Below are 26,419 nucleotides of genomic sequence, written 5' to 3' on the forward strand. Positions count from 1 at the left end.
GTTACGTATGAAAGTCGGTCAACTGAACGAAGCGTTGATAGCGCTCCTCGATGTCGGCGAGCGAGGCGCTCGTCAGACGCTTGACACCGAAATCTTCCACTGTGAACGATGCCACCACTGAACCATAAACTATGGCGCGGCGAATGCCTTTTTGGCTGGTGTCACCGGAGCGCGCCAGCTGACCCATGAACCCGCCGGCGAAGGAATCACCTGCACCGGTGGGGTCGAAAACCTCTTCCAACGGATAGGCCGGCGTGGCAAAAACCGAGGAATCGGAGAACTGCAACACCCCGTACTCGCCCCGTTTGATCAACACGGTTTTCGGCCCCATTTTGAGAATCGCCCGCGCCGCTTTGACAATGTTGTTGTAGCCGCTTAACAAGCGCGCTTCGGAATCGTTGAGCACCAGGGTCTCGATGCGGCCCAATACTTTGCGCAGCTCATCGGGGCTCGAATTGATCCAGTGGTCCATCGTATCGCATACCACCAGCTTCATGCGGCGAATTTGATTCAAAACTTCGCCCTGCATGGCCGGATCGATGTTGCCGAGAAAAACATACTCGGCGTCGCGATAGCGCTCCGGCAAGCTGGGCACAAAGCCCGCCAGCACGTTTAAGTGCAACTCCAGCGTGTCGCGCACATTGATATCTTCATGGTAGCGGCCGCGCCAGTGAAAAGTATCGCCGCTGGCGCGGGCCAAGCCTTCAAGATCGATCTTGCGCTCGTGAAATAGATCGAGATACTCTTGCGGAAAGTCGCGGCCGATAACGCCAACGATTCTGACCGGCGCAAACAGACTCGCTCCCAACGCAAAATAAGATGCCGACCCGCCGAGAATTCGCTCGGCGGAGCCAAACGGCGTCTCGATCGAATCGAACGCCACGGTGCCAACAACCAGTACACTCATAGATATTTCCCAACAATCGGTTTTAGCTCGCTTTTGACTTTCTCCGGGATGCGCGAACGATCGGTGATTATAGCATTCTTCAACGAGGACGCACAGCTACAACTGCGGCTTCCGGGCGCGCCGTGGGCCAGTTGACGCACGGTCTTTTGCGCCAGCTCGACGTTTTGCGTTAGCACTTGCAGGACGTGATCGATGTCGACGTCGCCCGCCGCTTCGTTCCAGCAGTCGTAATCCGTCGCCAAGGCGAGCGTGGCAAAACAGATCTCCGCCTCCCGCGCCAGCTTGGCTTCCTGCAAATTGGTCATGCCGATGATGTGCGCGCCCCAGCTGCGATAGAGATGGGACTCGGCGCGGGTGGAGAACTGCGGCCCCTCCATGCACAGATAGGTGCCGCCGCGATGCACTTGGCCGCCCGCCTGTTCGGCTGCGCTGACCAGTTGCTGCGACAGCACGGCACAAAACGGATCGGCCAGGCTCACGTGGGCGACGATGCCGTTGCCGAAAAAAGTGCTCGGCCGCTGCGTGGTACGGTCGATGAATTGGTTCGGCACCACCAAATGGCCGGGCGCGATCTCTTCGCGTAGACTGCCAACCGCGCTGATCGAAACTATCTGCTCAACGCCCAACTTTTTCATCGCGAAAATATTGGCGCGGAAATTCACCTCGGTGGGCAAGTAGCGGTGACCGCGGCCATGACGCGGCAAAAAAACCAACTGGGCACTGCCTAGCTTGCCGCGCACCAGCACATCCGATGGTTTGCCGAACGGCGTGTCGACCTCGACTTCGCTAACGTCCGCTAATCCATCCATGTGGTAAAGGCCGCTGCCACCAATGACGCCGATCATCGAATCACTCATGGGATTGACCTAATTGAAAGAGACGGTTTGCGCGGTTTCTTGCCACGGCCCCTGCGCCTGACCTTGCAATTGACCGCAGGCAGCGGCGATATCGTCACCGCGCGGCCGGCGCACATTGACCTGTATATGGTGATCGAACAAGACCTGCTGAAATTGCTTGATGCTCTCTTCCGTCGGCCGCTGAAACTCGCTCTGCTCATGCGGGTTAAAGGGAATAACGTTGACCTTGCTCGGCACACCGCGGAGCGCGCGGCATAGGGCTTGGGCGTCGGCGCGAGAGTCGTTAATGCCGCGCAGCAAAACATATTCGAAGGTAATCCGCTTGCGCGGCCCGAGCGGCAATTTGCGGCAGCACTCCAGCAGTTGCGCGAGCGAATACTTGCGATTGACCGGCATCAAGCGGCCGCGCAATTGATCGCTCGCGGCGTGCAGCGAAATCGCCAGACTGACATTGGTTTCGGCGATGAGCTTTTCGATTTGCGGGATCAACCCGACCGTCGACAGGGTCACGCGTCGCGGCGCAATCGCCAAGCCCCAGCTGTTGTCGGTCATGATTTTGATCGCTTCGAGCGTGTGCTCGTAGTTGGCCAGCGGCTCGCCCATCCCCATGAGCACCACGTTGGTAATCCGACTATCCGGCGCCAGCCCGCGGCTCGCTTCAATGATCTGTTCGACAATCTCACCGGTGCGCAAGTTGCGCTTGAAGCCCAGCTTGGCGGTGGCGCAAAAAGCACAGCCGTAGGCGCAGCCCACCTGCGTTGAGATGCACAGCGTCAAGCGCTTGGTTTCGGGGATCACAACGCTCTCTATGCTCTGTCCATCGCTGAGGCCGAACAAAAACTTGATCGTGCCATCGGCGGATTCGGCGCGCCGCACAACTTTCAAGCTACCGATCGAGAAGTCTGCTTCCAGCCGTGCCCGCAGCGGCGCCGAAAGATTGCTCATTTCGGCGAACGACATGGCGCGTTTCTGGAACAGCCATTGCCAAACTTGCTGGGCCCGGTAGAGCGGCTGCGTGAGACCCTTTAGATAAGCTTCAAACTCTTGCAAGCCTAAATCTTTGATGTCGGGCTTCATCGCTGGCGCGCCCTGCGCTCGATTTTCAGCGAGGCCTAGTATCGGTGAATCTCGTCGGGTTTGAAGAAAAATGCAATCTCGTTGGCGGCCGTTTCCGCTGCATCGGAGCCGTGCACGGCGTTCTTCTCAACGTCCTTGCCGAAATCCTTGCGAATGGTGCCCGGCGCTGCTTTGGCCGGGTCGGTGGCGCCCATCAGATCGCGGTTTTTCTGGATGGCGTTTTCACCTTCGAGCACCGAAACGAAGACCGGTCCTGATGACATGTAGGTGCACAGATCATTGTAAAACGACCGCTCTTGGTGCACGGCATAAAACGCTTGGGCGCGCTCGAGGGAAAGCCGCAACAACTTGCCGGCGGCAAGGGTCAAGCCCGCCGCCTCGAAACGTCGCAAAATGTCGCCGATCAGATGACGCGACACCGCGTCAGGCTTAACAATCGATAAGGTTCTCTCAACGCTCATTACTTCCCTAACGCCTCCCGCATAGTTTGTCCGATGGTCGCCGGCGACGACGCCATGCGAATGCCGGCGTCTTTCATCGCTGCGATTTTCTCTTTCGCCGTGCCTTTGCCGCCCGAAATGATCGCGCCCGCATGGCCCATGCGTTTGCCCGGCGGCGCGGTCTGCCCGGCGATGAAGCCGGCCATCGGCTTTTTCATATTGGCTTTGGCCCAGGCTGCCGCTTCCTCTTCGGCACTGCCGCCGATCTCACCGATCATGACCACCGCCTCAGTGCCAGGGTCGTCTTTGAACATTTTCAACACGTCAATAAACTCGAAGCCATGCACCGGGTCGCCGCCGATGCCGACGCCGGTCGACTGGCCCATGCCGAGGCGGGTCAATTGGTCGACCGCCTCATAAGTCAAGGTGCCGCTGCGCGAGACCACGCCAACGGTCCCCGGCCGATGGATATGCCCCGGCATGATACCGATCTTGCATTCGCCGGGAGTGATCGTCCCCGGGCAGTTAGGGCCCAGCAGCTGCGAGGCGCGGCCCTGCAGGTAGCGCTTGACCTTCACCATGTCGCGCACCGGCACACCTTCGGTGATACAGGTGATCAACGGAATGTTGGCGTCCGCCGCTTCGAGAATCGCATCGGCAGCAAACGGCGGCGGCACATAGATAACGGTCGCGTTGGCGCCGGTCGCTTTCACCGCCTGCTCGACCGTGTCGAAAATCGGAATCCCTTCGTAGCTCGTGCCGCCCTTGCCCGGCGTCACACCGCCGACCATCTGCGTGCCGTACTCTTTGCACGCCTTGGTGTGGAACTGGCCGGTGGCGCCGGTGATGCCCTGAGTCAGAACCCTGGTATTTTTGTTGACTAAGATAGACATCTGGTTATTTTGGATTTGCGATTTTGGATTTTGGATTATCGAAATGTGTCCAGCGCCGAGTGAAATTGATATTCATCTTGCTCTTCCCCCAAGCCAAAATCGGCAATCTAAAATCCAAAATCACTTGATTGCTTTAACGATTTTCTCCGCCGCCTCGGCCATGGTTTCCGCGCTGATGATCGTCAACCCCGAGTCAGCGAGAATTTTCCTGCCGATCTCGACGTTGGTGCCCTGCATGCGCACCACCAACGGCACCTTGATCCTCAATTCTTTCGCCGCTTCGACGATGCCTTGAGCGAGCACGTCGCAGCGCATAATGCCGCCGAAGATATTCACCAACACGCCACGCACCCGGGAGTCTTCCAACAATATTTTAAAGGCGTGGGCGACTTTCTCTTTGTTGGCGCCGCCGCCGACATCGAGAAAGTTGGCCGGCTCGCCGCCGTAATGTTTGATGATATCCATGGTCGCCATCGCCAGCCCGGCGCCGTTGACCATGCAGGCAATATTGCCATCGAGCGAAATATACGAAAGATCGTAGCGGCTCGCTTCCACTTCGCGCGGATCTTCTTCGTGGATGTCGCGCAGTGCGACGATTTCTTTCTGTCGGAAGAAGGCGTTGCTGTCGAAATTCATCTTGGCGTCGAGCGCCATGACCTGCCCTTCTTTGGTGATGATCAGCGGATTGATCTCGGCAAGCGAGCAGTCGCACTCATCGAACACCCGGAAGAGCGCCTGCATCACATTGCCCATCTGCCCGGCCAGCGCCTGCGGAACGCCTAGCGCATAAGCGGTGCGCCGGCACTGAAAGCCGGCCAAGCCGATCACCGGATCGATGCTCTCGCGAAAAATTTTCTCAGGATGGTTCGCCGCCACCTCTTCGATCTCGACGCCGCCTTCCGAGGATGCAATCAGCGTCACCCGCGACTGTGCCCGATCGAGCACCATGGCGAGATAGATCTCCCGTTCGATGTTGACGCCCTGCTCCACCAGGACGTGCTGGACGATCACCCCTTCGGGTCCGGTCTGATGCGTCACCAGGGGATGACCGAGCATGTCGTGCGCCTTTTGCGCCGCTTCATCGGGAGTCTTAACGACCTTGACGCCGCCCCCTTTGCCGCGCCCGCCAGCATGGATCTGCGCCTTCACGCACCAGACACTGCCGCCCAGCTCCAGCGCCGCCTGCTTCGCTTCGGCGGCAGTCGACGCGACGATGCCCTTTGGCACCGCAACGCCGAAACGCTTGAGCAGCTCCTTTGCCTGGTACTCGTGAATATTCATTCGGTTAGACCACCATAAAGCGAGACCCTAAGACTAAACCATTAGCCCCAGGGTCTCAACTTGCGGACTCTCTCTTATGTAAACTAGGCGACGCCCAAAATCCGATTCATCGCGGAAACGATGTCCTTAACATGGTTAAGCGATTCGTTGAACGCTTTCTTATCGGCATCCGACAGTTTCAATTCGATCACTTTTTCGACGCCGCCGGCACCGATCATGACCGGAACACAGAAGTAGTAGTCACTGACCCCGTACTCGCCTTCGAGCAGCGCGGCACAGGGCAAAATTTCTTTCTTGTCGAACAGAAAAGCTTCCGTCATCTGGATGGCAGCCGATGCCGGCGAAAAATAAGCCGAGCCGGTTTTCAAGAGCGCGACGACTTCACCACCGGCGTTACGCACGCGAGCTTCGATTTCATCGAGTCGCTTGCTCGGGATCAAATGTTCCACCGGAGTCGGGCCGACGAAACAGGTGCTGCGCACCGGCACCATATCGTCACCATGGCCGCCCATCACCATCGCCTGCACGCTCTTCACCGAAACATTCAGCTCTTTGGCGATAAACGATCGATAACGCGATGAATCAAGAATGCCCGACTGACCGACGACGCGATTCTTTGGGAAGCCCAGAGCGCGCTGCATCAAAGTCACCATCGCATCCAACGGGTTGGTGACAACGATGACAAAGGAATTGGGTGCGAATTTTTTAATGCCGTCGGCAACCGAATTTAGAATTTTGCAGTTGGTGCCGAGCAAATCGTCCCGGCTCATGCCCGGCTTGCGCGCAATACCGGCCGTGACGATACAGACATCCGCGCCCGCGATATCGTCATATTTAGTGGTGCCGATCACGTTGCCATCAAAGCCTTCCACCGGCCCGGCATGGGACAGGTCCAACGCCTTCCCTTGTGGCAAGCCATCGACCACGTCGAACAACACGACGTCACCCAAGCCCTTGAGCAGCGCCAGATGGGCCATCGAGCCGCCAATATTACCTGCACCGATTAATGCAATCTTCTTCCTAGCCATCACTTCCTCTTAATGTTCCTTCAACGCAAGACGCTAAACCCGAGACGCCAAAGGGCGCTTAATTCATGTGCGAGATGATCGCATCGCCAAAGCCCGAGCAGCTCACCAGCTTGGAGCCCGGCATCAAGCGCTCGAAATCGTAGGTCACCGTCTTGGCGTTGACCGCGCCTTCGATACCTTTGATGATCAGGTCCGCGGCTTCGCTCCAACCCATATAGCGCAGCATCATTTCGCCCGAGAGAATCACTGAGCCCGGGTTGACTTTGTCGAGGTCGGCATACTTGGGCGCGGTGCCGTGGGTCGCTTCGAAAACCGCGTGACCGGACTCGTAGTTGATGTTCGCCCCGGGGGCGATGCCGATGCCGCCCACCTGCGCGGCCAACGCATCCGAGAGATAGTCGCCGTTCAAGTTCATGGTCGCAATGACGTCATAATCCTTGGGGCGAATTAGCACGAATTGCAGCGTCACATCGGCAATGGAGTCTTTTAGCATCAGCTTCTTTTTCCATTTGCCGTCGCCATGGGTCGGCCAAAGCTTAAGCGCTTCTTCAACTTCTTTTTTGATATCGCCCTGCTGCGACGGTGACATCATATCGAATCCGGGATCGATCGCCTTGGCGTTGTCCTCGACACTGATGTTAGGGTTAGCTTCCTTATTGCCCAGGATCCACGACTCGCGTTCGCTGACAACATCGTTACGGAACTCTCGCTTACCGAGGGCATAACCCCATTCCATGAACGAACCCTCGGTGTACTTCATGATGTTGCCCTTGTGAACGAAGTTCACGTTCTTACGCTTGTTCGCCAGCGCCCATTGGATCGCCGCGCGCACCAAACGCTCGGTGCCCTCGACGGAAACCGGCTTCAAACCGATGGACGCGGAGTCCGGGAAGCGAATCTTGGCATACTCTTTGGGGAAGGTTTCTTTGAGCTGGGCCTTAAACTTGGCGTTGGCTTCACTGCCGTTGGGAAATTCGATGCCGGTATAAATGTCCTCGGTATTTTCCCGGAACACGACCATGTCGCAGAACTCGGGGTGTTTTAGGGGCGAGGGCACTCCATTAAAATAACGCACCGGCCGTTGGCAGACATAAAGGTCGAGCAGCTTGCGCAGGCCGACGTTGAGCGAAGTCATGCCACCACCGATCGGCGTGGTCAGCGGCCCTTTGATACCGACTAGAAACTCGGAAAAGGCCGGCACCGTTTCGTCATGCAACCAACTGTTATATTGCTTGAACGACTTCTCACCCGCGTAGACTTCCATCCAATGAATCTTCTTCTTGCCGCTGTAGGCTTTTTGCACCGCGGCGTCGAAAACCCGCACCGAGGCGCGCCAGATATCGCGGCCGGTGCCGTCGCCTTCGATGTAAGGAATGATTGGGTTATCGGGAACTTGCAGCTTCTTGTTCGCGCCCATGGTGATCTTGGCGCCATCTTTGGGGACTTTGACAATTTTGTATTCGGCCATACGCTCCTCACCTATAAAAATAGCCTAAGGGCATTTTGCGCTCCCCTTAGGCTATTTTCATTTGTTAAATTTTTGACTGCTGGAATCTAGCTGATTAGTATTTTTTTTTCAACAAGTTCAGGGCTCACTTTTCTTCTGTTCCAGCCACTTTTCCAGGTAGCGACCGGCGACCTCGCGTCCGCCCAAACCGAACGCCAGCGCCAGTGACAAACAAGCCGCGCCAAAGACCAGAATAAAAGCCCAGATGACGATTTCCGAGGCGATATCGAGGATCTCAAAGATCCCCGCCACCACGAAAATCGTCGTGCCGATGTAGGCGGTCTTGCCAATCGACGGTGCTGCTTCAAGGCCGGCGTTGGCGCAGGAAGTGCGCGTCACAGTCTCCAGAAAATTGGCGAAGTACAAACCGAGAATCAAGGTTACCAAGGCTGCAACAATCTTCGGAATATAAAGGTATATCGTGTGCAGGGTATCGGTGGCGCCGCTCAGGTTCAGCGTCTCCAACGTGGTCACGATGGCGATCAAAAACAAGAACCAGAAAACCAACAAGCCGAGGATATCCGACGCCGCTTGTTTGATGCCGCCGCGATCGAGAATCTCCTTTATTCCAGACCGCTCGGCCAACGTGTCAAATTGACATAGCTTCAGGATGCGCACGACGATGCGCTTGATGATATTGCAGACCACCCAGCCGAGCAGGATTATCGCAATCGCAAAAAACAAGTTCGGTAAAAACACCGCTATCTTGGTAATGAAAGCATCCCAAAACCCGGTAACGGTGACAACGGGATTCATTTTTCCTCCTCAGCACAGACCCACGAAAGCATATGCACTAAATAGAAGCGTTGGCGCTTCAATGTCAACCATGGCCTTAGGCGAAGCGAGGACATGAGACTTGAAACCGCGCCGCTCCATCACTATAGTCGGGCGACTCCTCCGATGAATCCTCTGCTACTTCCTCAGGCAGGATCTTGGCTTTGCGCCTAGCGGTTCGAAAGCTGGCGAAGGCCTATGGCTTTCTCTGGGCTGTGCGCGACTTACATATCGAGCTCGCCGCCGGCGACCTGGTTGCGTTGCTCGGTCCCAACGGCGCTGGCAAAACGACTTTTCTTAAGCTCCTGGCGGGCTTGATCGAACCGACCGAAGGCACCGTGGCGTTCGACGGCACAGCGTTGGCGGCCAGCGATGCGCGGCGGCGGCGGCAAATCGGCCTGCTCGCGCCGGCCGATCACCTCTATGACAATCTCACAGTCAAGGAAAATCTCGAATTCTTCGCTGAGCTTTATGACAAAAAGCCTAGTGGATCACAGCTCGCCGCCACCTTAGATCAAGTCCAGCTAGCCGAACGCGCCGGCGAATACACCGGCAATCTTTCGAGCGGCATGAAGTGCCGCTTGTCGATTGCCAAGTGGCAGCTATTGGAGCCAGGCTTGCTCTTACTGGACGAGCCCTACGGCGTCCTCGACGGCAATGGCGTTGACCTGCTCGAGGGCTTTCTCAAGGCGCACTGTGCCAAAGGCAACCTCGTCATCATGGCATCGCACCATGTCGCCCGCGTGCTCAAGCTTTGCAATCGCGCGATTATCTTGCATCAGGGGCGCCTGAGCTTCGACGAGCCGCGCCAACAGCCCTGGCCGAGCTTCGATGCCGCCTTCGGCGAATACTTGCCGCGCGGGGATTTATGACGATTTTGCGGCAAACTTATTTGGTTCTACGCAAAGACTTGCTGCTCGAGCTGCGCCGGCGCGATAGCTTGCTGACGATGTTTTTCTTCGGCACGCTGCTGCTGTTCGTGTTCAATTTTTCCTTTGACTTGGCGCCGGACAAAGTCGCGGCGATGGCGCCCGCACTACTCTGGCTCGCCTTTCTTTTCACCGGCACCTTGGGTTTAGCTCAATTGTTTCAAGCAGAGCGTGAGAATCATTGCCTCGACGCCCTGCTGCTCTCGCCGCTCGATCGCGGCGCCCTGTTTCTCGCCAAGACCCTATTTAACTTTATCTTGATGCTACTGGTTGAAATCGTCGTGATCCCGCTGTTTTGGATCTTGTTTAATTTACCCTCGTGGAATTTGCTCCCGCAACTTTTTCTCGTTACCTTACTGGGAACCGTTGGCTTTTGTGTTTTAGGAACGATTCTTTCAGCGGTCACGCTGCGCGCCCGGGCGCGCGAGCTTTTGCTGCCGCTGGTGTTGTTCCCGCTCATGATCCCGGTCATTCTCGCGACCATTCGTTGTATGGAAAACGTGATGCGCACCGGCATGATCGGCGATGCGCTCCCCTGGCTGCGGCTACTTTTGGGATTCGATGTGATTTTTCTTACAGTCGGGGTTTTGATCTTCGACAGAGTGGTTGAAGCTTAGCCATGGCAAGCAATCATCAGCCAAGAAAAAAACGCAAAGGGATCCTTGGCGCGCTCGCGCTAGTCGCCATTGCGATCGGCCAGTATTGGAACCTGGCCGTGGTGCCGCCCGACGCCTATCAGGGCGAAGTGCAGCGCATCATGTATCTGCACCTGCCGAGCATTCTGACCGCCTATCTCTCCTATTTTTTGGTTTTCATCGGCAGCGGCATGTATCTTTGGAAACGCGAAAAGCGCGACGACCTGCTCGCCCACTCGGCGGCGGAGTTGGGCGTCTTGTTCACGGCGCTGACCATCATCGAGGGCTCGATCTGGGGCAAACCGACCTGGGGGGTATGGTGGACCTGGGACGCGCGCTTGACGCTGACGGCTGTCCTGCTATTGATCTACACCGGCTACTTGATGCTGCGCTCCTTGATCGAAGATGAAAACCGCGCGGCCAGCGCCGCCGCCGTGGTCGGCATCATCGGCTTTCTCGACATTCCGCTGATTCACATGTCGGTCTACTGGTGGCGCACGCTGCATCAGCCCCCTTCGATCCTGCGGCCCGACAAAGCGCCTTGGGAAAACGTCCACCCGGCGATGCTAACCGCGCTGGTAATTAGTTTCGTCGGATTCTTGTTACTTTATTTTTATCTTCTATCTTTACGGTATCGGGTCGGTGAAATGCGCGAAGAGATCAAGCAGCGCCGCTTGGAGCGAGGCCGCTAATGGGACCCTGGGGATTTGTCGGTTTGGCCTACGGCATCGTCTGGGGCGTAATCTTGATTTACTGGTATTGCTTAAAGCGTCGCTACCGCGCCGCGGCCGAAGAGCTGGCGCGTTTGGACGCAGAAGAGACGAGCCGCAAACATGGCTAAGGGAAAACGATTGCTCATCGGTGGCGTCATCATCTTAGCCGCGCTGGGCTACATGGTCTGGGGCGGCATGCAGCAAGCCATCGTCTATTTCGTCACGCCCACCGAGCTCAAAGCCACCGAGACCAGCTCAGCCGATAAGTTCCTGCGCATGGGCGGCATGGTCGTCAAAGGGTCGCTAAAAAGAGACGTGCAGAATTTGACCTATCACTTTGATTTAACCGATGGCGCCGCGACTTTTCCAGTGTTTTTCAAAGGCATTCCCCCGGATCTTTTCGTCGAAGGCAAAGGCGCCGTCGTCGAAGGGCGTATCGGCAAGGACGGCGTATTTCAGGCGACGATGATCATGGCCAAGCATGCGGAAGACTACAGCCCGCACACCGACGCCAAGGGCGCCGCGAAAAGTTTCGTTCCGGCCAAGGAATATCCCGCCAAATGACCGCTCTCATCGGCCATAGCGCAATCGTATTGGCGCTGCTGGCGGCCGTCGTCGGCATTGTCGCGCCGATCCTCGGCGCACGCGGGCAACGCGAGCGCTATTTCGAGATCACCTTTGTCGCGATCCTGGGACAATTTCTCTTTGTCACGCTGGCGGCGCTGGCGCTGGTCTACGGTCTCATCGCCACCGATTTCTCGATCCGTTACGTCGCCTTCAACACCACCCGCGCCACGCCGATCTATTATCGAATTACCGGGCTGTGGGGCGCCCTCGAAGGCTCGCTGCTCTTGTGGGAGTGGATCCTGATTATCTTCTCCGGCCTGGTCGCGTGGATTTATCGCGACCGCCACAAAGAACTCATGCCCTGGGTGCTGTTGGTGTTCTCCATCGTGTCGGCGTTTTTCCTGGGCGTCATCGCCTTTGCTTCCAACCCGTTTGAGACGATCTCGCCGGTGCCGCCCGACGGGCGCGGCCTGAACCCGCTCCTCGAAGACGCCAACATGATGACCCACCCACCGCTGCTCTACACCGGCTTTGTCGGTCTGACGGTGCCATTCGCCTTTGCGATTGCCGCGCTGATTGTCGGCAAGCTCGACGAAGCCTGGATCGTGACAACGCGGCGCTGGACCATCACCGCCTGGTTTTTTCTCACCGCCGGCAATCTCGTCGGCGCCTGGTGGTCCTACCATGTGCTCGGTTGGGGCGGCTACTGGGCGTGGGATCCGGTGGAGAACGCCGCCTTCATGCCCTGGCTGCCAGCTACAGCGTTCTTGCATTCGATTCAGGTGCAGGAGCGGCGCCACATGCTGAAAGTGTGGAACCTGTCGCTGATCATGCTCGCTTTCAGTCTGACGATCTTCGGTACTTTTCTAACCCGCTCCGGCGTGCTGTCGTCGATCCATGCCTTTTCCTCCGGACCCGTGGGAATGATCTTTCTGTTCTTTCTTGGCTTCGTGCTGCTCGGCTCGTTCGGCCTACTCGCCCTTCGCGCCGACTTGCTCAAGGGCCAGCCCGAGCTCGATTCCATGGTCAGCCGCGAATCGGCCTTCCTACTTAACAATATCGTGCTGGTCTCGGCGCTGTTTACGATTTTTCTCGGCACGATTTTTCCGCTCATCTCCGAAGCCGTCGCCGGCGTGCAGGTGAGTGTTGGCGCGCCCTACTTTAATTCTGTCACCGTGCCACTGTTTTTGTTCATGGTTTTTCTCATGGGCATCGGGCCGATCATCGCGTGGCGGCGCGCTTCGTGGGACAATTTGAAACGCAACTTTCTTTGGCCGGCGGCGGCGTCGCTGGTTTTTGGTGTTGCTCTGTTCTTCTGGAAGGTGCGCGAGTTTTGGCCCATCCTGGGCTTCACTCTACTCGCCTTTGTGGTCGCCACCATCATCTACGACACCGCGCTCGCCCTGCGCGCGCGCAAGCGCATCGCCGGCGAAGGCATTGTGCGCGGCTTGATAACATTGACGCGCCGCAATCAGCGCCGCTACGGCGGCCTGGTGGTGCACCTGGGCGTGGTCCTGATTATCTTAGGGATCGCCGCTTCGATGACCTATAGCTTGGAGCGCGAAGCCACCCTCGACTTGAAGCAAAGCCTGAACATCGGCGAGTACCGCATTCAATTCGAAGGCTTGAAGCCATCACGCCAACCGACGCACCAGCGCATCGAGGGCAGCTTCCGGGTCTTTCACCGCGGTGAGGACGAAGGCGTGCTCAGCCCGGCACTTAAGTTTTTCCCGACCCAACAGTCGCCCATCGGCCGCGCCGTGCACCAGAGCAATTATTCCGAAGACATCTATTTGATCCTGTCCGGCTTTAGCGACTTGAGTAGCAACCGGGCGACGCTGAAAGTCTTGGTGCGTCCGCTGGTGGTCTGGATGTGGATCGGCGGCTTTGTGATTTTCTTCGGCACCTTGATCTGCATTTGCCCCATGGGCAAGGCGCGCAGTCAGGAAGATTAGGGTGGAAGCGCAAAACACCGAGCCCAGCACCGCGACAGAAAATGGCGGGTCGATTCGCCGGCTGATCATCACGCTCCTGATCATCGGGCCAGTGCTAGCACTGCTCGCCTACGGGTTTACCCGCGATGCGCGCTACATCACTTCGCCGCTGATGGCCAAGCCGGCCGTGCCGTTTACGATTACGCTTTTCGATGGCAAGAAGCTCTCCCTCGACGACCTCAAAGGCAAAACGGTGTTTCTCAATTTTTGGGCTTCCTGGTGCCCGCCCTGCCGCGCCGAGGCACGCGACCTCGAAGCCGCTTGGCAGAAGGTCAAAGATCAAAACATGGTCTTCATCGGCGTGGCGCTGCAAGACACCGACGAAGCCTCGCGCGAGTTCTTGAAAGAGTTCGACGTCACCTATCCCAACGGCAAGGATGAGTCCGGCAAGATCGCCGTCGAATACGGCACCTGGGGCATTCCGGAAAGTTTCTTCATCGACCCGCAGGGACGGATTACGTATAAGCATGTCGGCGGTATCCGCGCCTCGGTGGTCGTGGCAAAGATCAACGAAGCCGCCAAAGGCATCGTCAGCGCCCAGGAAGGCAAAGGCGACTACCAACCGGTCCGGTAAAACTCTCATGCCACTACGTCGCGCTTTTCTATCAGCCCTATTATTCTCACTCTTCTTTTTACTCCCATTGCGCCAAACTCTCGCCGCCACCCCCGACCTCGAAGACCGCACCCGCGAGATCGCCGCCGAGCTGCGCTGCGTGGTTTGCCAAAATCTCTCGGTGGCCGATTCGCCGTCGGAAATGGCGCAGCAGATGCGCGCCATCGTGCGCGAGCAGCTGGCGGCCGGCAAATCGCCGCAGGAGGTCAGAGATTTTTTCGTGTCGAAATATGGCGAATGGGTGCTGCTTAAACCGAAGACGAGCGGCGTCAGCGCCATCTTATGGTGGCTGCCCTACATCGCGCTCGCTCTCGGGGTCACCATCGCCCTTTTCGTCCTGCGCAAATGGGCGCGCAAACGCGCGGCGCAGCCACACGCTCCGCAGCCCCTGACGGAGCAGACCCGCAGTGAAATCTTGCGCGAGGAGATAGCGCTCCCCGACATTGAAGACACCAGCGCGCGGGCGCAGCTCCTGCGCGAGCGCAGCCGGCTGCGCGCCGAGCTGCAAGAACTCGAATTCGATCATAGTGCTGGAAAGTTGTCTGATTCGGACTACGCCGCGCTGCGCCAAGAAGTCGAAGCCAAAGCCGCCGCGCTGATGGCGCAACTCGAGGCGACACCGTCGGAGCCGGATCGCAAAGCCACACCGGCAAAAAAAGCCGCGCCCGCGGTGGACACCACCAGCACCGAATCGCGCGCGCGCTTGAAGCGCTGGCAACTAATCACTGGCGGCGCTTTCCTAACGTTATTTGGCCTGGCCCTCGGCGTGCTGCTCACTCAATCGATCAAGCCGCGCACGTCCGAAAACGATTCAATGACCGGCGATTTCATGACTGGAACAAGTTCGGGCAGCGCCGATGCCCGCGCTGCGATGGCCGAGGGCAAGGCCGCCTTCGGCAAGCAAGACTATCCAAAAGCGATCGCGGCTTTCAAAAAAGTCTTGGCAAGCGAACCCAACCAACCCGAAGCCCACACCTACATGGGATTTATCCTGATCCAAGCCGGCCACGGCGATGGCGCGCTGCTGGCATTCGAGAAAGCGCTCGCCACGGCGCCAAACTTTCCCATTGCCCTATGGGGCAAAGGCATGGTGCTTTATCAAGACAAAAAAGATTACGCCAGCGCCCGCGACATTTTCGAAAAGCTTTTGAACATCATGCCGCCGGGTGAAGAGCGCAACGAAGTCGCCAAGGTGTTAGCGGAAATACCCACGGCGGGCGGAGCTGGGCCGAAGACGGCCGCACCGGCACCTGCGGCAAAGGCGAGTGGCCAAACCATCTCCGGCAAAATCACCGTCGACGCAAAGCTTAAGGACAAGCTCGATCCGCAAGCGGCGCTCTTCATCATCGCACGACCCGCCGGTGGCCCGGGCGGACCGCCGCTCGCTGTGAAAAAAATCGACAAGCCGGCGTTTCCGCTCGACTATGCGCTCGGCGCGGAAAACGTGATGATGCAGGGCATGCCCTTTACGGGCAAGATCAACGTCACGGTACGCCTGGACAAGGATGGCAACCCGACGACCCGCGGTCCCGGCGATCTGACTGGAGAGTACAAAAAAAATCCCGCAGAAGTAGGTTCAAAGGGCGTCGATATCGTCATCGACCAGGCAATGTAACGCTTAGTAGCGCACCACGTTGAACCCTTTGCGATCGCGAAACACTAGCCGGTTGGTTTCGAAAGCAACTTCGAATTCGTAGTAGCCGGGCTCGGCGCCTTCGGGAATCGTCAGAAACAGATCGACGCTCCAACGCCCGCCTTGGAGATCGTAGTCCGGCTCGCTGTCGCTCCATATCGCATTGCCCCTGTAGAGCACCCGTCGCGTCAATGCGCCGCGCAGACCGTTGTACCCTCGCGATGGACAAAGCACATAGACAAAGCGCTGGTTGATCTCATTGTTCGGCGCCACGCGCACTGGTTGCAGTTGCTGGCTTTGCAGCAAAGCGAAAGGAAGCGATCGCGACGCGCAGCGATATTCGGCCCAGACCCGCTCGGGCGGATCGATCATGCTGGGGCCGGGAGTGCGCGGCGCCTTGAAGATTTCTTTGGCGACGGTGTTAAAAATCTCCTGCACGTTGCGCCCTGCCGCCCCCGAACAACTATTGACGAGCAGCGCCAGAGCGACAAGCAGCGCCGGCGATAAGAACCTGGTTCGCGGTTGGGAATTGCGCATGACTCTGAAATCACTTTCGCACGTTGGTATTACCCCATGAACCACCGCTGCCCCCGCCCTCCTGCGGCGGCAGTGGCGTGTAAACCGGCCGGCGCCGTTCCGGCACCTGCGGCGGATAGTTATCCGCCGGTGGCGGCGGTGGCGCCGGTCGGGTCACTTGCACGGGCTGCCTTGGCTGCGGCGGAGCTGGCGGCGTTACCGGCGCTGGCGCGACTTTCTTGACCGGCAGTGCGGCATCCACGGGCGGCTTTGGCAATTCACCGGGCGGCGGCAATATGATCTTACTCTCCTCAGGCATCGAGAATGTGGCGCTCGGCCCGTCTACGTTCGTGCTCGCGGGAGCGCTCGGAATGGCCACCGCTGGAGAAGCGTTTTTACGTTCCGCCTTGCTATTGGCCTCGCCGCCACCGCGATTGCCGCGCGCAGCGAATAAGAACGCCACTCCAATCACGACCATCACCGCGGCCGCCGCGACAATGGGATTATTCTTGACGAAGCCAACGAAACCACTGGGTGCCTTCGCCCCTGTCACTGCCGATTCGAGCGCTGCCCCCCCACCGGTTGAGTTCGTCCCGGCCGCGGCAACATTCGCCATTTTCGTCTGCGCGCCAAGGGCTTCACCATGAGCGAGACCTTCGAGAGCTTGGGCAAACTCGCCGGCCGACTGAAACCGTTCGCCTGGCGCCTTCGCCAACGCTTTGTCGAGTAGTTTGCCTAGCGCTGGGGGAACGACCACACCGAAGCTCTCCAGCGGCGGCGGCTGGGCTTCGACCTGCGACTTGATCAAGTCATAGTCCGTGTCACCGTCGAAGGGCACCCGGCCCGCCAGCAGTTCGTATAGGACAATGGCCAGCGCGTAGAGATCGGAGCGGGCATCGCCTTCGCCGCCTTTGACCTGTTCCGGCGACATGTATTGCAGCGTGCCGATCAAATGGCCGACGCGGGTTTGCCGCGCCGTGTTGAGAATGCGCGCGATGCCGAAGTCCATGAGCTTCAAGACACCGCTCGTTGTCAGGATGATATTCGCCGGCTTGAGATCGCGATGAATCACCTGCATCTGATGCGCGTGCTCCAGGCCATGCAGCGCTTGGATGATCAGACCCACGGCCTCGGTCCAGGGCAGCGCGCCGCGCCGGCGGATCAACGCATCGAACGTTTCGCCGCGCACGAACTCAAGGACCATGTAAAGCCCGCCCGCTTCGCGCAGAAAACTATAGAGGGTGACGATGTTGGGATGATTGAGTTTGGCGAGGGTCACCGCCTCGGTGCGAAAGCGCTCGACGATATCGCTGTTGCCGGCAAATTCGGTGCGCAGCTGCTTGATGGCAACATCGCGCTCGAGCATCGTGTCGAGGCCGCGATAGACCTCGCCCATGCCTCCCTCGCCGATTTTTTCGAGGGCCTTATAGACTCCGATTTGCTCCTGCATTACCAACCGCCTTCTAATTCGCCGACCTGGGGAACGATCGGGTGTCCGGCACGTTGGCCGCCCCGCTGTTGCCAGGTTCACGCGCCGCCAGCACACATACGGAAATGTTATCATGGCCGGAGCGCTCGCGCGCGAGCTCAATCAATTGCCGGCACTCCTGATAGGGGTCCTCACCCTTGGCAATCGCCGCTATCTCCTGCGCGTCCACCAAACCGTGCAGCCCATCGGAGCAGAGCACGAAGACGTCGCCAACTGCCACCGGCTCAGGCTCTTCGATGAAATCGACTTGCACCTGACTCTTCGTTCCCACGGCGCGGGTAATAAGATTTTTATCCGGATGTGACTCGGCTTCCTGCGCCGTTATCATTCCCTGGCGCAGGAGCTCTGCCACCACGGAATGATCATCGCTGATCTGGCGAATCTCACCCGCGCGGACTCGATAGGCGCGGCTGTCGCCCACATGCGCAACATAGGCGCGATCCGCGCGCAAAAGTAAGCCGGTCACGGTGGTTCCCATGCCGCGCAGCTGCGGCTCGGCGAGCGCTGCCTCGAACAATACCGCGTTGGCGTGCTCCAAAGCAGCCGCCAGCAGCGCACTTGGGTCGGCGGCGGCATGCTCCCGGTAATAGGAACCGATCGTGTCGGTGGCCAGCTGACTCGCTGTCGAACCCGACTGGTGTCCGCCCATGCCGTCAGCCACCACCGCGAGCACGCCCCAATTCTCGTTCACTTGCCCGCGCGCGGGATTGACGAGCAGCACGCGATCCTGATTCTCCGTGCGCACGCAACCAACGTCGGTCAACGCGCAGGCATCGACGATAAATGAATTGGGCCGCGCCATGGGCGGCTTATTTTTGGCGTTCTTTAAGAACGGGAGAGTAAACATTATCGGTATCGCGAACCGTGAACTCCAACGGTGTATCGTCATAGCCGGTGGCGCGCAGCGTCCAATGATAAGACCTACCCACCGGCAACTCCTGTCGAAACGGAGTATGCCCGATCACTTGCCCCGATTCCTGGATTTCGGCTTTTTCGACAGCCATCGGTCGTATGCTCACCTGGCGCAGCGGCACCGGCGGCAAAGTTGGCCCGGGCCGGCTATCGGACTGCGGCGCAATCGTTTGCCCCGACGTTTGTACCGGCTGTGGCGTCAACGCAACCTGTGGTTGAGTTGCTATCGGCGTTGGGCCAATGCCTGTCGACTCGGCGGGAGGCTTTGAAGGTGAGCTAGAAAAAGCAAACAGTCCCACAACCAGAGCCAGCGCGGCGACCCCGACCGCGACAATCGGCCCGTAACCGCGCGTCAGCGTCTGGCCGGTGTGCAGCAATCCAGTCCGAGGAGCTGCCGAGGGCGTCGCCGTAGCACCGAGCCGATCGAGATCTTCCGCGAGCTCGGCCGCGGAAGCGTAACGCTTGCCCGGCTCGGCTTCGAGGCAGCGGTCGATGATGCGCTCCATTTCCGGCGTGCATGACGCGTTGACCTTGGCCGGGCGATCGTAGGATGGCCGGGCGATGATGCGCAAAAAGCCGGTGACCGAGTCCGATTCGAAGGGCACCCGTCCGCAGAGCATTTCATAGCAAAGGATCCCCAGCGCCCAGACGTCGGAGCGAAAATCGGCCTTGGCCCCCGAGAGAATTTCCGGCGCCGCGTATTGCATGGTGCCGATGTAGGAACCCACCGAAGTGACTTTGCTCGATTTGGGGTCGCGGGCAATGCCAAAGTCAAGCAGCTTGGCGGCGCCGCTTCTGTCAATCTTAATGTTGTTGGATTTAATGTCGCGGTGGACGATACGGCTCCTGTGCAGGTGCGCCACCGCGTCGACGATCTGCTTGAACAAACGGAATGCCTCGGCCGCCTGCAGGCCGCGCGCACGCTCGATACGCTGGTCGAGCATCTCACCGTCGACGTACTCCATGATGATGCACGGCCGGCCGTTGTGCTCGACAAAGTCATAGAGGTTGACGATATGCTTGTGCTGCACGCCCGCTTGAATGCGCGCTTCGTTGAAAAAACGCTCGGTCATGTCCGAGCGGGCGTCGGCGCGCGAGAGAATCTTGACGGCAACCACGCGGCCGATCTTGCTATGCTCACCCCGGTAAACGTCGCCCATGCCGCCGGCACCGAGAAACTCGACGAGGCGATACTCGCCGACCATTTGTCCAACCAAGCCAGACATGGACGTTATCCGCCGCCGCAGAAAAGAGCTACTTAATGACCTGTTTAATATCCATCAAATCGAGGCCGTACTTGATCGGCACGGCAAACGACAGCGTGTCGTTGCCCGCTGAATAGATGCCGATGACGCGGCCCTTTTCATCGAAGGTCGGACCGCCGCTGTTGCCCGGCCCAGTCGAGTTAATAGTTAACTGATACATGTCCCTTATTTCGCTGAAGTAGTCGGATTTCGAGCCGCCCGTGGGGGTCTGAGTGCCGCGGATCAGCCGGCCAATCGCTCCGACCGAAACTGTATTGTCGGGCACGGACACGACGGTCGCCGTGTTCACGAACGGATCTTGGGATTCGGTGCGGACAAATACTTTCGGCGAAACCCCGGGATAGCCGAGCACGATAACCGGCTCGCCTTGCTTCAAGGTGTCGTAGGTATCGGCAGGCGCGAGCTGTACCGGCTTCAACGCTTTAGGCGTGTCGATCTTGATCAAAGCGACGTCCGCCTCGTCAGACACCTTAACGATCCGCGCCGGGATGCGGGTTTTCGATTTGGCAAAGGTCACGTCGAAATATTGATTCTCACCGATCAAGTTTTTCGGATCCCAGGCGCGACCGGTCTGCTTGCTGCGCGCCGGCACCCAGCGCCCTAGGGCAGCGCGATTTTGCGCGTTGTTTTCAAAAGTGACCGGCCGTTCCGGATCGTTCACTCTCACCAAAATGCCCGGCAGCGGCAACTGCGAGGCCGGACCGACACTGCTCCAGGCTTCGGCGACATGACGGTTGGTCAAGATAAAACCGTTATCGGTCACCACATAGCCGCTGCCGCTGTGAAAGCCGCCGACGATCAGGCTGTTGTTTTCCTCGGAGGTCAGCCAAGGCTCGATGGTCCCGTCGGCCAGTTGAACATAGAGCGGCACGAAGCGCCGCTCGGTTTTGCCTGCGCCGACGTCGGTTTTCACCGGCTGGTATTTGTGATGCACCGCCTTCTTTGAACGGGTGTCGATCAGCTTCCAACTGGCTTCAATATAGACCGTCGAGCCACCGTATTCGGCGGCCACCCGAGCGGCGTCGTATTTTTCACCGCGCTGCTTCTTGTCGTCCGCGAACGTCTTAGCGACCTGCTCAGTCTCTTGTTTACTTTCAGCGGCTTGCTTTTTTTGGTACCAAAACAGCGCGCCGCTCGCTAAAACCACCACACCCACCAAGCCCGCTACCCAGTTGACCATCTGCTTCTTCGAACTCGACTCCGCCGCGCTCACCATGCGCTCGACGGTTTCGCGCCCGACGCCTGGCCGAACTGGCGGCGGTTCCACCGAGGTTACTGTCGCCTCGCGAGCGGTTTTCATCGCCGCGGAAGTCTCGACAACCCGTGTGGCCTTCAGCGCCGCCGGCGGCGGCGGATCGAGATTAAACAGAAACTCCGGCCCGCCGGGGCCGAGCCGAACCACGTCACCGTGATGCAAATCTGAATTGCTGGTAATCTTAGCGCCATTGATGAACACGCCGTTGCGGCTGCCGGTATCGACCAAACGAAACTTGTTGCCATCGGCGCCGTCGCGCTCGATCTTGGCATGATTGCGGCTGACCAAATCATCGTTGGGATCGAACTTGACATCGAGTGACGGATCACGGCCAATCGTCAACGCGATGAATTTGTCGAGCGAAAAGCTCTCCTCCTGATTGGCGCGCGCGCCGTTGAGGTGTTTGATGACAATGCGATCCATGGACTTCCTCCGGTTAGGTTCCGCCACAGCGTTGCTGTAGCTCGCTATACCGCCACTGTCGAGTTGATGTCAATCGCCCACTGGCAAGGTGCACTCCACCCGATCGTTCACTGGAGTATTCACCAGCGGTGAAACCGGGTGAAAGGCCATCAACTCAGCGAGATAGGCCTTCAAGAGAGAGCGGACGGTTGCGAAGCCGGCGGCTCCGGTTTCCAGCCAGTGCTGCTCATGTTCTCTTTGCAGAATCACCGGCATGCGCGGATGGAGCGGCTGCATCATTGGATTGGCCGCAGTGGTGACGATCGTGCACGTCGCCAATTTGCTGCCGTCGCGTTTGCGCCACAGGTCCCAGAGCCCGGCAAACGCGAACGGCTCTTGGTTTTTCAAATAAATAAAGTAAGGCACCTTGCCGGCTTCGCCCTGGCGCCACTCGTAGAAACCCGTGCTCGGGATCAAACAGCGCCGCCGCTCCAACAATTCTTTGAACGCCGGCCGCTCCGCCAAACTTTCCGAGCGCGCGTTGATCATCTTGTAGCCGATCTTTTCATCCTGGGCCCACGACGGCACCAGCCCCCAGCGCATCGGCCCGATGCGATTGCTGCCATGGGAGTTGATAATCACCGGCACGTCCTGACCGGGACAGATATTGTAGCGCGCCGCAAACAAGGAAGGATCGTTGTCGAGATTCCAGCGCACCCGCAGGTCGGCAAAGTTACTCGGGAAATAGCCGTAGCGTCCACACATATTCGCTTAAGATGTAGCGTCACCACCGCACAAGTGCAACGATTGGCGAGGCTTACCACGGAGAAAACAGGAGGGCTCGGCGCGCCCCTTGCGGCATTCCAATCGCCGCTCGCGGCAACGATTGTTTCATCAGGGTGGTCGCTGGGCACGATGCGTTTGTCCCAGCGCCGCAATGTCATCCGTTACGCCGCGCGCCGACGCAAACCGCCCCCTTTGGTGGTCTTTCTACGAAGCGTTTGACGGGCTTGCCACGCCAACAGGCCGCGGCGCACGTACTGGGCGTCGAGTCCGAGCGTGTCGCAGATACTGGCAAAACTGAATACCCATTCATCGCCCGGTGCCATGATCCAATTGCGCGCTTCATGAAATTTTTTCAGCCCGGCGCGATCCCGCGCCGCGCTAAAGCGACGAAAGCAGTGTAGCGCGTCCTGCAGTACCGCCAGCAAGAGCATCTTTTCGGGCTCAAAATAATAACTGCGCTTAGCTGTGTCGCGGTATAGATCCGATGCCAGTGCGTCACGCTCCAACAGCGCTGCGAAATCTTGACTCATGCGATTTCCTCCTCCCCTACTCAGCTCCACGCAACGCATGTGCCACGGAAAAGCGCCCTTGGCGGGCATACTTTTTTTGCAAGCCTGCGGAATCTCGATGGAGGCTTTCTCAAATGCAGGAAAAAGCGCCGCGCTTTTCCTGGAGAGAAAGTAGAAAACAATCGGCGGGCGCTGAATCGTTCAAACGGTACTTTGGCGAGCCAAGCTTCTTGGGCTATGTATGACGAAAGCCAGCGACGGACGGATCAACCTGATGTCGCGATCTTATCCGATTCGGTTACGGTTTGCCTCTCTCACCTTCTCGCGAACAAGTGCCCCCACTGCCGCAACACTTTCTCGCGATACTCCTTACTCATGCCGCTCACTTCCGGGAATTCATCTCGGCTGGCAAACGGCCGGCAGGCATCGATGATTTGGCAGGAGCTCACCATGTCGCCTCTGCGCCGCTCGTCCTCCGTCACCGTTGGATTTAAGTCGCTCGCCGGCACCGCGACGATTTCCGATTGCCGCTTGGGGTCCCAACGGGTCGCCACCGCCCACATCACTTCGTTGAAATTGGTAATATCGATATCGTCGTCGACGACGATGATCATGCGCGTGTCGCGGCCGCCGTCGCGGGTCGCCAGCACGCCGTGGCCAACCTGGCGCGCGTGGCCCGGGTAGCGCTGGCGAATGGCGACAATCACCACGAAGCGCCCCTGGCGCGGAAACCAGACGCCGCGCACCTCGGGAATGCCGGCGCGCTCCATCGACGACCAGATGTTGGCCGAGCGCACGTACTTGTACATGTCGGTGTTGAGATAAGTCTTAAGCGGCGGATCGCCGGTGATGATCGGATCGTCACGGTGATAAATCGCGGAAATCTTTACCACTGGCCGATCGATGGTGCCGGAAGCATAATAGCCGGGCCACTCGCCAAACGGCCCTTCGGGGTGCGATTCTTTTTCCGGCGGCGGCGCGAAACCTTCCAAGACAATTTCAGCGTTGGCCGGCATCGGCAGGCCGGTGACTTCCGAGTTCACCACCGGCATGGGTTCGCCAAGCAAGCCGCCGAGAAAATCATATTCACCGACACCCCAGGGAATGCCGAGCGAGCTGGCAAGCAGCAGCGACGGCGGCACGCCGCAGGCGATCAGAAACGGACAGTCCTGGCCCTTGCTCCAATATTTTTGCGCGATCAGGTTGCCGTGTTTGCCGGGAATCATCCACAAACCAACAGTATTTCGATCGTGCACCTGCACCCGATAGGTGCCGACGTTGACATAGCCGCTGTCGGGGTCGCGCGCGATCACCGCGTCGAACGTGCCGATATAGCGTCCGCCGTCTTTCTCGTGCCACTGCGGCGCGGGAAATTTGCCCACGTCGACGGCACTGCCAGTGACGATGTTCTGCAGCACCGGCGCGTTCTTGACCACCGTCGGTGGCAGCGGCTTCATCTCCGCCAGACGCCGCTTGATCTCAAACACGAGCGGAATGCCGCGCAGCTCCGGCGCCACTCCCAAGGCCACCGCTTGGCGCCGCGGCGAATACAACACGTTGCTCAGCACGCGCCGCCCTCTGGGATAATCGGGAATCTCGTCGAAGAGCAGCGCCGGCGGCACCGCCTGCTCGGCAAACAGCTCGGTCAGCGCGCCGATTTCCAGATTCCAATGCGCGCGCAAAATTTCTTGCAGCTCGCCCAACGCGCGCACTTCGTCGAGAAAGACGCGCAAATCATACGCCGCTTGAATGTTCGATGGTTCACTCATCGTCTTCCTACTAGGCGTTTTGATTCTCTCATAACCTTTGCGCCCTTTGCGCCTTTGCGCGCGGCAATCTGAAAAACCCCTGCTCGCCTATGTGTATTCCTGCCCGGCCCGTTTGACAACCGCGCTCTAAGCTCGCTAATGTTTCAACCGTTCTTAGAAGCGCTCCTATGGCGACGAATATTCCTCTGAGCTTTCTGCTCGCCGACCGGCGCGGAATAGCCTTAAAGTCGACGGCGAGAATATTGCCCGCAATCTGACTGACCAACGATTGCTTCGCGGTATCGACCGAATCACTCATCGCCATCGCCCTCGTAGAAAGATTGGCGCTACTTTTTTCGTCGGCGGCCGGAGAAACAGGCTCAGCACCGACGAGAACAGTAGTAGCCCGATAAAAATCGTAAACGATAGTCGGTAGCTTCTGGTCGCGTCGAAGAGAAAACCGGAAAACGGCGGCCCGCCGGCGCTGAATATATAAGTTAGTAAAGAGCCCAGGCCGCGGATGGTGCCGAGCGACACCCGGCCGAAATAGTTGGCCCAGATCACCTCCGCCAACACTTGCGTGCCGCCCATGCCGATGCCGTAGAGAAAAAAACCACAGTAAAGCGCAGCCAAGCCGGGACCGAACAACGCCAACGAGATTCCCACCGCTTGAAACAAGAATTTTACCATCATCAGGCGGGCGATATTCAGGCGCTCGGCGCCGAGGCCCCAAACCAGTGGCGTGCTGAACTGCATCAGCGCGATGGTGCTCATGACCAAAGCCGCAACCGTCAACGGGTGGACCTGATCGCTAACGAAGGAAAACACGTGCAAGTTAAGCCCGCTGACGCCCACATGGGCAACGCCAAAGGTGACGACGATCAGCCAAAAAGCCGGCGTGCCCAGCGCCTCGCGCCGCGTCCATGCAACGTCGTCAGCCGGCGGGCGATGAGGCGATTTCCCGGGGCGCGGCGCAGCGCCAATCTTTTCATCGTCCGCACTCGATCGGCCGTCGGGCTGCAAACCCATGTCTTCCGGCCGCCGGCGCATGAAAGAGTACGCCGGACCGACAACCATCAAAAGCGTCAACACGCCGAACACCACCCAGGTGCCGCGCCAACCGGTGTATGCAATTAGCGATGCAGCGAACAGCGGCATGCATACTTTGGCAAAGCCATGGCCCATGCCCGCCCGCGCCAGCGCGCGCCCGCGCATGCGCACGAACCAGCGCGAGATCGTCACGTTGACCACCATGTTGCCCATCAGCGCGTCACCGGGACTGACGAGCAGCCAGCGAATGATCAGAAACTGCCAGAAGTCGCGCGCCTGGCCGAGCAGCATCAAACCCGAGCCGAGGACAACGCCGCCGGCCGTCATCAGCCACTTGCAGCCGACCACAAAAGCGCTGCTCGATAGAAATCCGAAGCCCACCGATGCGCAAATCAAAGAGGCGCTTAACGGCAACCTGTGCCGCTGCGGCACGCACTTGAGAATCGTGCGCGCGGTGAAGCGAGCGTCGGGCCAGTTGGCTTAATCCGGGACTCACCACGAAGGACCTAGGGCGGCAGCCGCAACCGAATCCGACGAAAGATTTAACCACAAAGAGCACAAGGGAGCACAAAGGCGCTGCGCGCCCCGATTGGGAACCGGAGAATTTAACCGCAAAGAACGCAAAATTTCGGAGAGGAA

Annotated in this window: 26 protein-coding genes; 8 read left to right on the forward strand and 18 right to left on the reverse strand. The window is 58.7% G+C overall.

The window, feature by feature from the left end:
- Position 1: 1 nt before the first annotated feature.
- From FJ145_13060 to FJ145_13100, 9 genes are all read right to left on the reverse strand, one after another.
- Complete coding sequence (locus tag FJ145_13060) at positions 2 to 907, reverse strand: sugar kinase (protein MBM4262344.1); 906 nt, start codon at positions 905 to 907, stop codon at positions 2 to 4.
- The gene (gene mtnP, locus FJ145_13065) at positions 904 to 1,764 is read right to left on the reverse strand and encodes an S-methyl-5'-thioadenosine phosphorylase (protein ID MBM4262345.1); all 861 of its coding nucleotides are present in this window, start codon (positions 1,762 to 1,764) and stop codon (positions 904 to 906) included. The genes FJ145_13060 and mtnP overlap by 4 nt, the downstream gene beginning before the upstream one ends.
- A gap of 9 nt (positions 1,765 to 1,773) precedes the next feature.
- Positions 1,774 to 2,841 carry a 23S rRNA (adenine(2503)-C(2))-methyltransferase RlmN gene (rlmN, locus tag FJ145_13070; GenBank protein MBM4262346.1) on the reverse strand — a complete coding sequence of 356 codons (1,068 nt, stop codon included), beginning with the start codon at positions 2,839 to 2,841 and terminating at the stop codon, positions 1,774 to 1,776.
- A gap of 35 nt (positions 2,842 to 2,876) precedes the next feature.
- Entirely contained in the window at positions 2,877 to 3,302 is a 426-nt protein-coding gene (locus tag FJ145_13075) for a nucleoside-diphosphate kinase (protein MBM4262347.1), read from the reverse strand.
- Positions 3,302 to 4,174: a succinate--CoA ligase subunit alpha gene (sucD, locus tag FJ145_13080; GenBank protein ID MBM4262348.1), complete on the reverse strand. Its 873-nt coding sequence runs from the start codon at positions 4,172 to 4,174 to the stop codon at positions 3,302 to 3,304. Before sucD ends, FJ145_13075 begins: the two co-directional genes overlap by 1 nt.
- Before the next feature lie 120 nt (positions 4,175 to 4,294).
- Complete coding sequence (sucC, locus tag FJ145_13085; protein MBM4262349.1) at positions 4,295 to 5,455, reverse strand: ADP-forming succinate--CoA ligase subunit beta; 1,161 nt, start codon at positions 5,453 to 5,455, stop codon at positions 4,295 to 4,297.
- A gap of 83 nt (positions 5,456 to 5,538) precedes the next feature.
- Positions 5,539 to 6,483, reverse strand: coding sequence for a malate dehydrogenase (gene mdh, locus FJ145_13090; GenBank protein MBM4262350.1), 945 nt, complete (start codon positions 6,481 to 6,483; stop codon positions 5,539 to 5,541).
- A gap of 58 nt (positions 6,484 to 6,541) precedes the next feature.
- The gene (locus FJ145_13095; protein ID MBM4262351.1) at positions 6,542 to 7,951 is read right to left on the reverse strand and encodes an NADP-dependent isocitrate dehydrogenase; all 1,410 of its coding nucleotides are present in this window, start codon (positions 7,949 to 7,951) and stop codon (positions 6,542 to 6,544) included.
- 117 nt (positions 7,952 to 8,068) lie between these two features.
- Positions 8,069 to 8,746 (reverse strand): hypothetical protein, encoded by a 678-nt coding sequence (locus FJ145_13100; protein ID MBM4262352.1) that lies wholly within the window; start codon positions 8,744 to 8,746, stop codon positions 8,069 to 8,071.
- A 173-nt stretch (positions 8,747 to 8,919) separates the two neighbouring features.
- Between FJ145_13100 and ccmA the strand changes: the two genes are divergently transcribed.
- The 7 genes from ccmA (at position 8,920) to FJ145_13135 (ending at position 15,830) form a co-directional block, all read left to right on the forward strand.
- Positions 8,920 to 9,636, forward strand: coding sequence for a heme ABC exporter ATP-binding protein CcmA (gene ccmA, locus FJ145_13105; GenBank protein MBM4262353.1), 717 nt, complete (start codon positions 8,920 to 8,922; stop codon positions 9,634 to 9,636).
- Entirely contained in the window at positions 9,633 to 10,310 is a 678-nt protein-coding gene (locus FJ145_13110) for a cytochrome C biogenesis protein (GenBank protein ID MBM4262354.1), read from the forward strand. Before ccmA ends, FJ145_13110 begins: the two co-directional genes overlap by 4 nt.
- A gap of 2 nt (positions 10,311 to 10,312) precedes the next feature.
- Complete coding sequence (locus FJ145_13115) at positions 10,313 to 11,020, forward strand: cytochrome C assembly protein (protein MBM4262355.1); 708 nt, start codon at positions 10,313 to 10,315, stop codon at positions 11,018 to 11,020.
- A 141-nt stretch (positions 11,021 to 11,161) separates the two neighbouring features.
- A complete protein-coding gene (gene ccmE, locus FJ145_13120) occupies positions 11,162 to 11,605 on the forward strand; it encodes a cytochrome c maturation protein CcmE (protein ID MBM4262356.1) in 444 nt (147 codons plus the stop codon).
- On the forward strand, positions 11,602 to 13,563 hold the full coding sequence (locus FJ145_13125; GenBank protein MBM4262357.1) for a heme lyase CcmF/NrfE family subunit: 1,962 nt from the start codon (positions 11,602 to 11,604) through the stop codon (positions 13,561 to 13,563). The genes ccmE and FJ145_13125 overlap by 4 nt, the downstream gene beginning before the upstream one ends.
- A 1-nt stretch (position 13,564) precedes the next feature.
- Positions 13,565 to 14,176, forward strand: a complete 612-nt coding sequence (locus FJ145_13130) for a TlpA family protein disulfide reductase (protein MBM4262358.1) — start codon at positions 13,565 to 13,567, stop codon at positions 14,174 to 14,176.
- Positions 13,980 to 15,830: a tetratricopeptide repeat protein gene (locus tag FJ145_13135; GenBank protein MBM4262359.1), complete on the forward strand. Its 1,851-nt coding sequence runs from the start codon at positions 13,980 to 13,982 to the stop codon at positions 15,828 to 15,830. Before FJ145_13130 ends, FJ145_13135 begins: the two co-directional genes overlap by 197 nt.
- Before the next feature lie 3 nt (positions 15,831 to 15,833).
- Here the strand turns inward: FJ145_13135 and FJ145_13140 are convergent, their stop codons facing one another.
- The 9 genes from FJ145_13140 to FJ145_13180 form a co-directional block, all read right to left on the reverse strand.
- Positions 15,834 to 16,385, reverse strand: a complete 552-nt coding sequence (locus FJ145_13140; GenBank protein ID MBM4262360.1) for a hypothetical protein — start codon at positions 16,383 to 16,385, stop codon at positions 15,834 to 15,836.
- Positions 16,386 to 16,395: 10 nt separating this feature from the next.
- Positions 16,396 to 17,928, reverse strand: coding sequence for a serine/threonine protein kinase (locus FJ145_13145; GenBank protein MBM4262361.1), 1,533 nt, complete (start codon positions 17,926 to 17,928; stop codon positions 16,396 to 16,398).
- Positions 17,828 to 18,742 carry a Stp1/IreP family PP2C-type Ser/Thr phosphatase gene (locus FJ145_13150; GenBank protein ID MBM4262362.1) on the reverse strand — a complete coding sequence of 305 codons (915 nt, stop codon included), beginning with the start codon at positions 18,740 to 18,742 and terminating at the stop codon, positions 17,828 to 17,830. Before FJ145_13150 ends, FJ145_13145 begins: the two co-directional genes overlap by 101 nt.
- A complete protein-coding gene (locus FJ145_13155; GenBank protein ID MBM4262363.1) occupies positions 18,663 to 19,991 on the reverse strand; it encodes a hypothetical protein in 1,329 nt (442 codons plus the stop codon). The genes FJ145_13150 and FJ145_13155 overlap by 80 nt, the downstream gene beginning before the upstream one ends.
- 28 nt (positions 19,992 to 20,019) lie before the next feature.
- Complete coding sequence (locus FJ145_13160) at positions 20,020 to 21,708, reverse strand: FHA domain-containing protein (GenBank protein MBM4262364.1); 1,689 nt, start codon at positions 21,706 to 21,708, stop codon at positions 20,020 to 20,022.
- Positions 21,709 to 21,777: 69 nt separating this feature from the next.
- A complete protein-coding gene (locus tag FJ145_13165; protein ID MBM4262365.1) occupies positions 21,778 to 22,452 on the reverse strand; it encodes an SOS response-associated peptidase in 675 nt (224 codons plus the stop codon).
- Between the two features lie 182 nt (positions 22,453 to 22,634).
- Positions 22,635 to 23,003, reverse strand: coding sequence for a hypothetical protein (locus FJ145_13170; GenBank protein ID MBM4262366.1), 369 nt, complete (start codon positions 23,001 to 23,003; stop codon positions 22,635 to 22,637).
- A 293-nt stretch (positions 23,004 to 23,296) separates the two neighbouring features.
- The gene (locus FJ145_13175) at positions 23,297 to 24,751 is read right to left on the reverse strand and encodes a UbiD family decarboxylase (GenBank protein MBM4262367.1); all 1,455 of its coding nucleotides are present in this window, start codon (positions 24,749 to 24,751) and stop codon (positions 23,297 to 23,299) included.
- Positions 24,752 to 25,045: 294 nt separating this feature from the next.
- On the reverse strand, positions 25,046 to 25,780 hold the full coding sequence (locus FJ145_13180) for an MFS transporter (GenBank protein MBM4262368.1): 735 nt from the start codon (positions 25,778 to 25,780) through the stop codon (positions 25,046 to 25,048).
- Here FJ145_13180 and FJ145_13185 point away from each other — a divergent pair.
- Positions 25,758 to 26,264, forward strand: coding sequence for a hypothetical protein (locus FJ145_13185; GenBank protein ID MBM4262369.1), 507 nt, complete (start codon positions 25,758 to 25,760; stop codon positions 26,262 to 26,264). The genes FJ145_13180 and FJ145_13185 overlap by 23 nt on opposite strands.
- Positions 26,265 to 26,419 lie beyond the last annotated feature (155 nt).

Source organism: Deltaproteobacteria bacterium (genome assembly GCA_016874755.1).
Taxonomy (GTDB): Bacteria; Desulfobacterota; Binatia; order UBA9968; family UBA9968; genus DP-20.

What these genes read in the sequence shown, in the direction of transcription:
- FJ145_13060 (MBM4262344.1), bottom strand. Translation starts at nt 907, where the DNA reads ATGAGTGTACTGGTTGTTGGCACCGTGGCGTTCGATTCGATCGAGACG.
- mtnP (MBM4262345.1), bottom strand. Translation starts at nt 1,764, where the DNA reads ATGAGTGATTCGATGATCGGCGTCATTGGTGGCAGCGGCCTTTACCAC.
- rlmN (MBM4262346.1), bottom strand. Translation starts at nt 2,841, where the DNA reads ATGAAGCCCGACATCAAAGATTTAGGCTTGCAAGAGTTTGAAGCTTAT.
- FJ145_13075 (MBM4262347.1), bottom strand. Translation starts at nt 3,302, where the DNA reads ATGAGCGTTGAGAGAACCTTATCGATTGTTAAGCCTGACGCGGTGTCG.
- sucD (MBM4262348.1), bottom strand. Translation starts at nt 4,174, where the DNA reads ATGTCTATCTTAGTCAACAAAAATACCAGGGTTCTGACTCAGGGCATC.
- sucC (MBM4262349.1), bottom strand. Translation starts at nt 5,455, where the DNA reads ATGAATATTCACGAGTACCAGGCAAAGGAGCTGCTCAAGCGTTTCGGC.
- mdh (MBM4262350.1), bottom strand. Translation starts at nt 6,483, where the DNA reads ATGGCTAGGAAGAAGATTGCATTAATCGGTGCAGGTAATATTGGCGGC.
- FJ145_13095 (MBM4262351.1), bottom strand. Translation starts at nt 7,951, where the DNA reads ATGGCCGAATACAAAATTGTCAAAGTCCCCAAAGATGGCGCCAAGATC.
- FJ145_13100 (MBM4262352.1), bottom strand. Translation starts at nt 8,746, where the DNA reads ATGAATCCCGTTGTCACCGTTACCGGGTTTTGGGATGCTTTCATTACC.
- FJ145_13110 (MBM4262354.1), top strand. Translation starts at nt 9,633, where the DNA reads ATGACGATTTTGCGGCAAACTTATTTGGTTCTACGCAAAGACTTGCTG.
- FJ145_13115 (MBM4262355.1), top strand. Translation starts at nt 10,313, where the DNA reads ATGGCAAGCAATCATCAGCCAAGAAAAAAACGCAAAGGGATCCTTGGC.
- ccmE (MBM4262356.1), top strand. Translation starts at nt 11,162, where the DNA reads ATGGCTAAGGGAAAACGATTGCTCATCGGTGGCGTCATCATCTTAGCC.
- FJ145_13125 (MBM4262357.1), top strand. Translation starts at nt 11,602, where the DNA reads ATGACCGCTCTCATCGGCCATAGCGCAATCGTATTGGCGCTGCTGGCG.
- FJ145_13135 (MBM4262359.1), top strand. Translation starts at nt 13,980, where the DNA reads ATGAGTCCGGCAAGATCGCCGTCGAATACGGCACCTGGGGCATTCCGG.
- FJ145_13140 (MBM4262360.1), bottom strand. Translation starts at nt 16,385, where the DNA reads ATGCGCAATTCCCAACCGCGAACCAGGTTCTTATCGCCGGCGCTGCTT.
- FJ145_13145 (MBM4262361.1), bottom strand. Translation starts at nt 17,928, where the DNA reads ATGATAACATTTCCGTATGTGTGCTGGCGGCGCGTGAACCTGGCAACA.
- FJ145_13150 (MBM4262362.1), bottom strand. Translation starts at nt 18,742, where the DNA reads ATGACGATACACCGTTGGAGTTCACGGTTCGCGATACCGATAATGTTT.
- FJ145_13155 (MBM4262363.1), bottom strand. Translation starts at nt 19,991, where the DNA reads ATGTCTGGCTTGGTTGGACAAATGGTCGGCGAGTATCGCCTCGTCGAG.
- FJ145_13160 (MBM4262364.1), bottom strand. Translation starts at nt 21,708, where the DNA reads ATGGATCGCATTGTCATCAAACACCTCAACGGCGCGCGCGCCAATCAG.
- FJ145_13165 (MBM4262365.1), bottom strand. Translation starts at nt 22,452, where the DNA reads ATGTGTGGACGCTACGGCTATTTCCCGAGTAACTTTGCCGACCTGCGG.
- FJ145_13170 (MBM4262366.1), bottom strand. Translation starts at nt 23,003, where the DNA reads ATGAGTCAAGATTTCGCAGCGCTGTTGGAGCGTGACGCACTGGCATCG.
- FJ145_13175 (MBM4262367.1), bottom strand. Translation starts at nt 24,751, where the DNA reads ATGAGTGAACCATCGAACATTCAAGCGGCGTATGATTTGCGCGTCTTT.
- FJ145_13185 (MBM4262369.1), top strand. Translation starts at nt 25,758, where the DNA reads ATGTCTTCCGGCCGCCGGCGCATGAAAGAGTACGCCGGACCGACAACC.
- FJ145_13180 (MBM4262368.1), bottom strand. Translation starts at nt 25,780, where the DNA reads ATGCGCCGGCGGCCGGAAGACATGGGTTTGCAGCCCGACGGCCGATCG.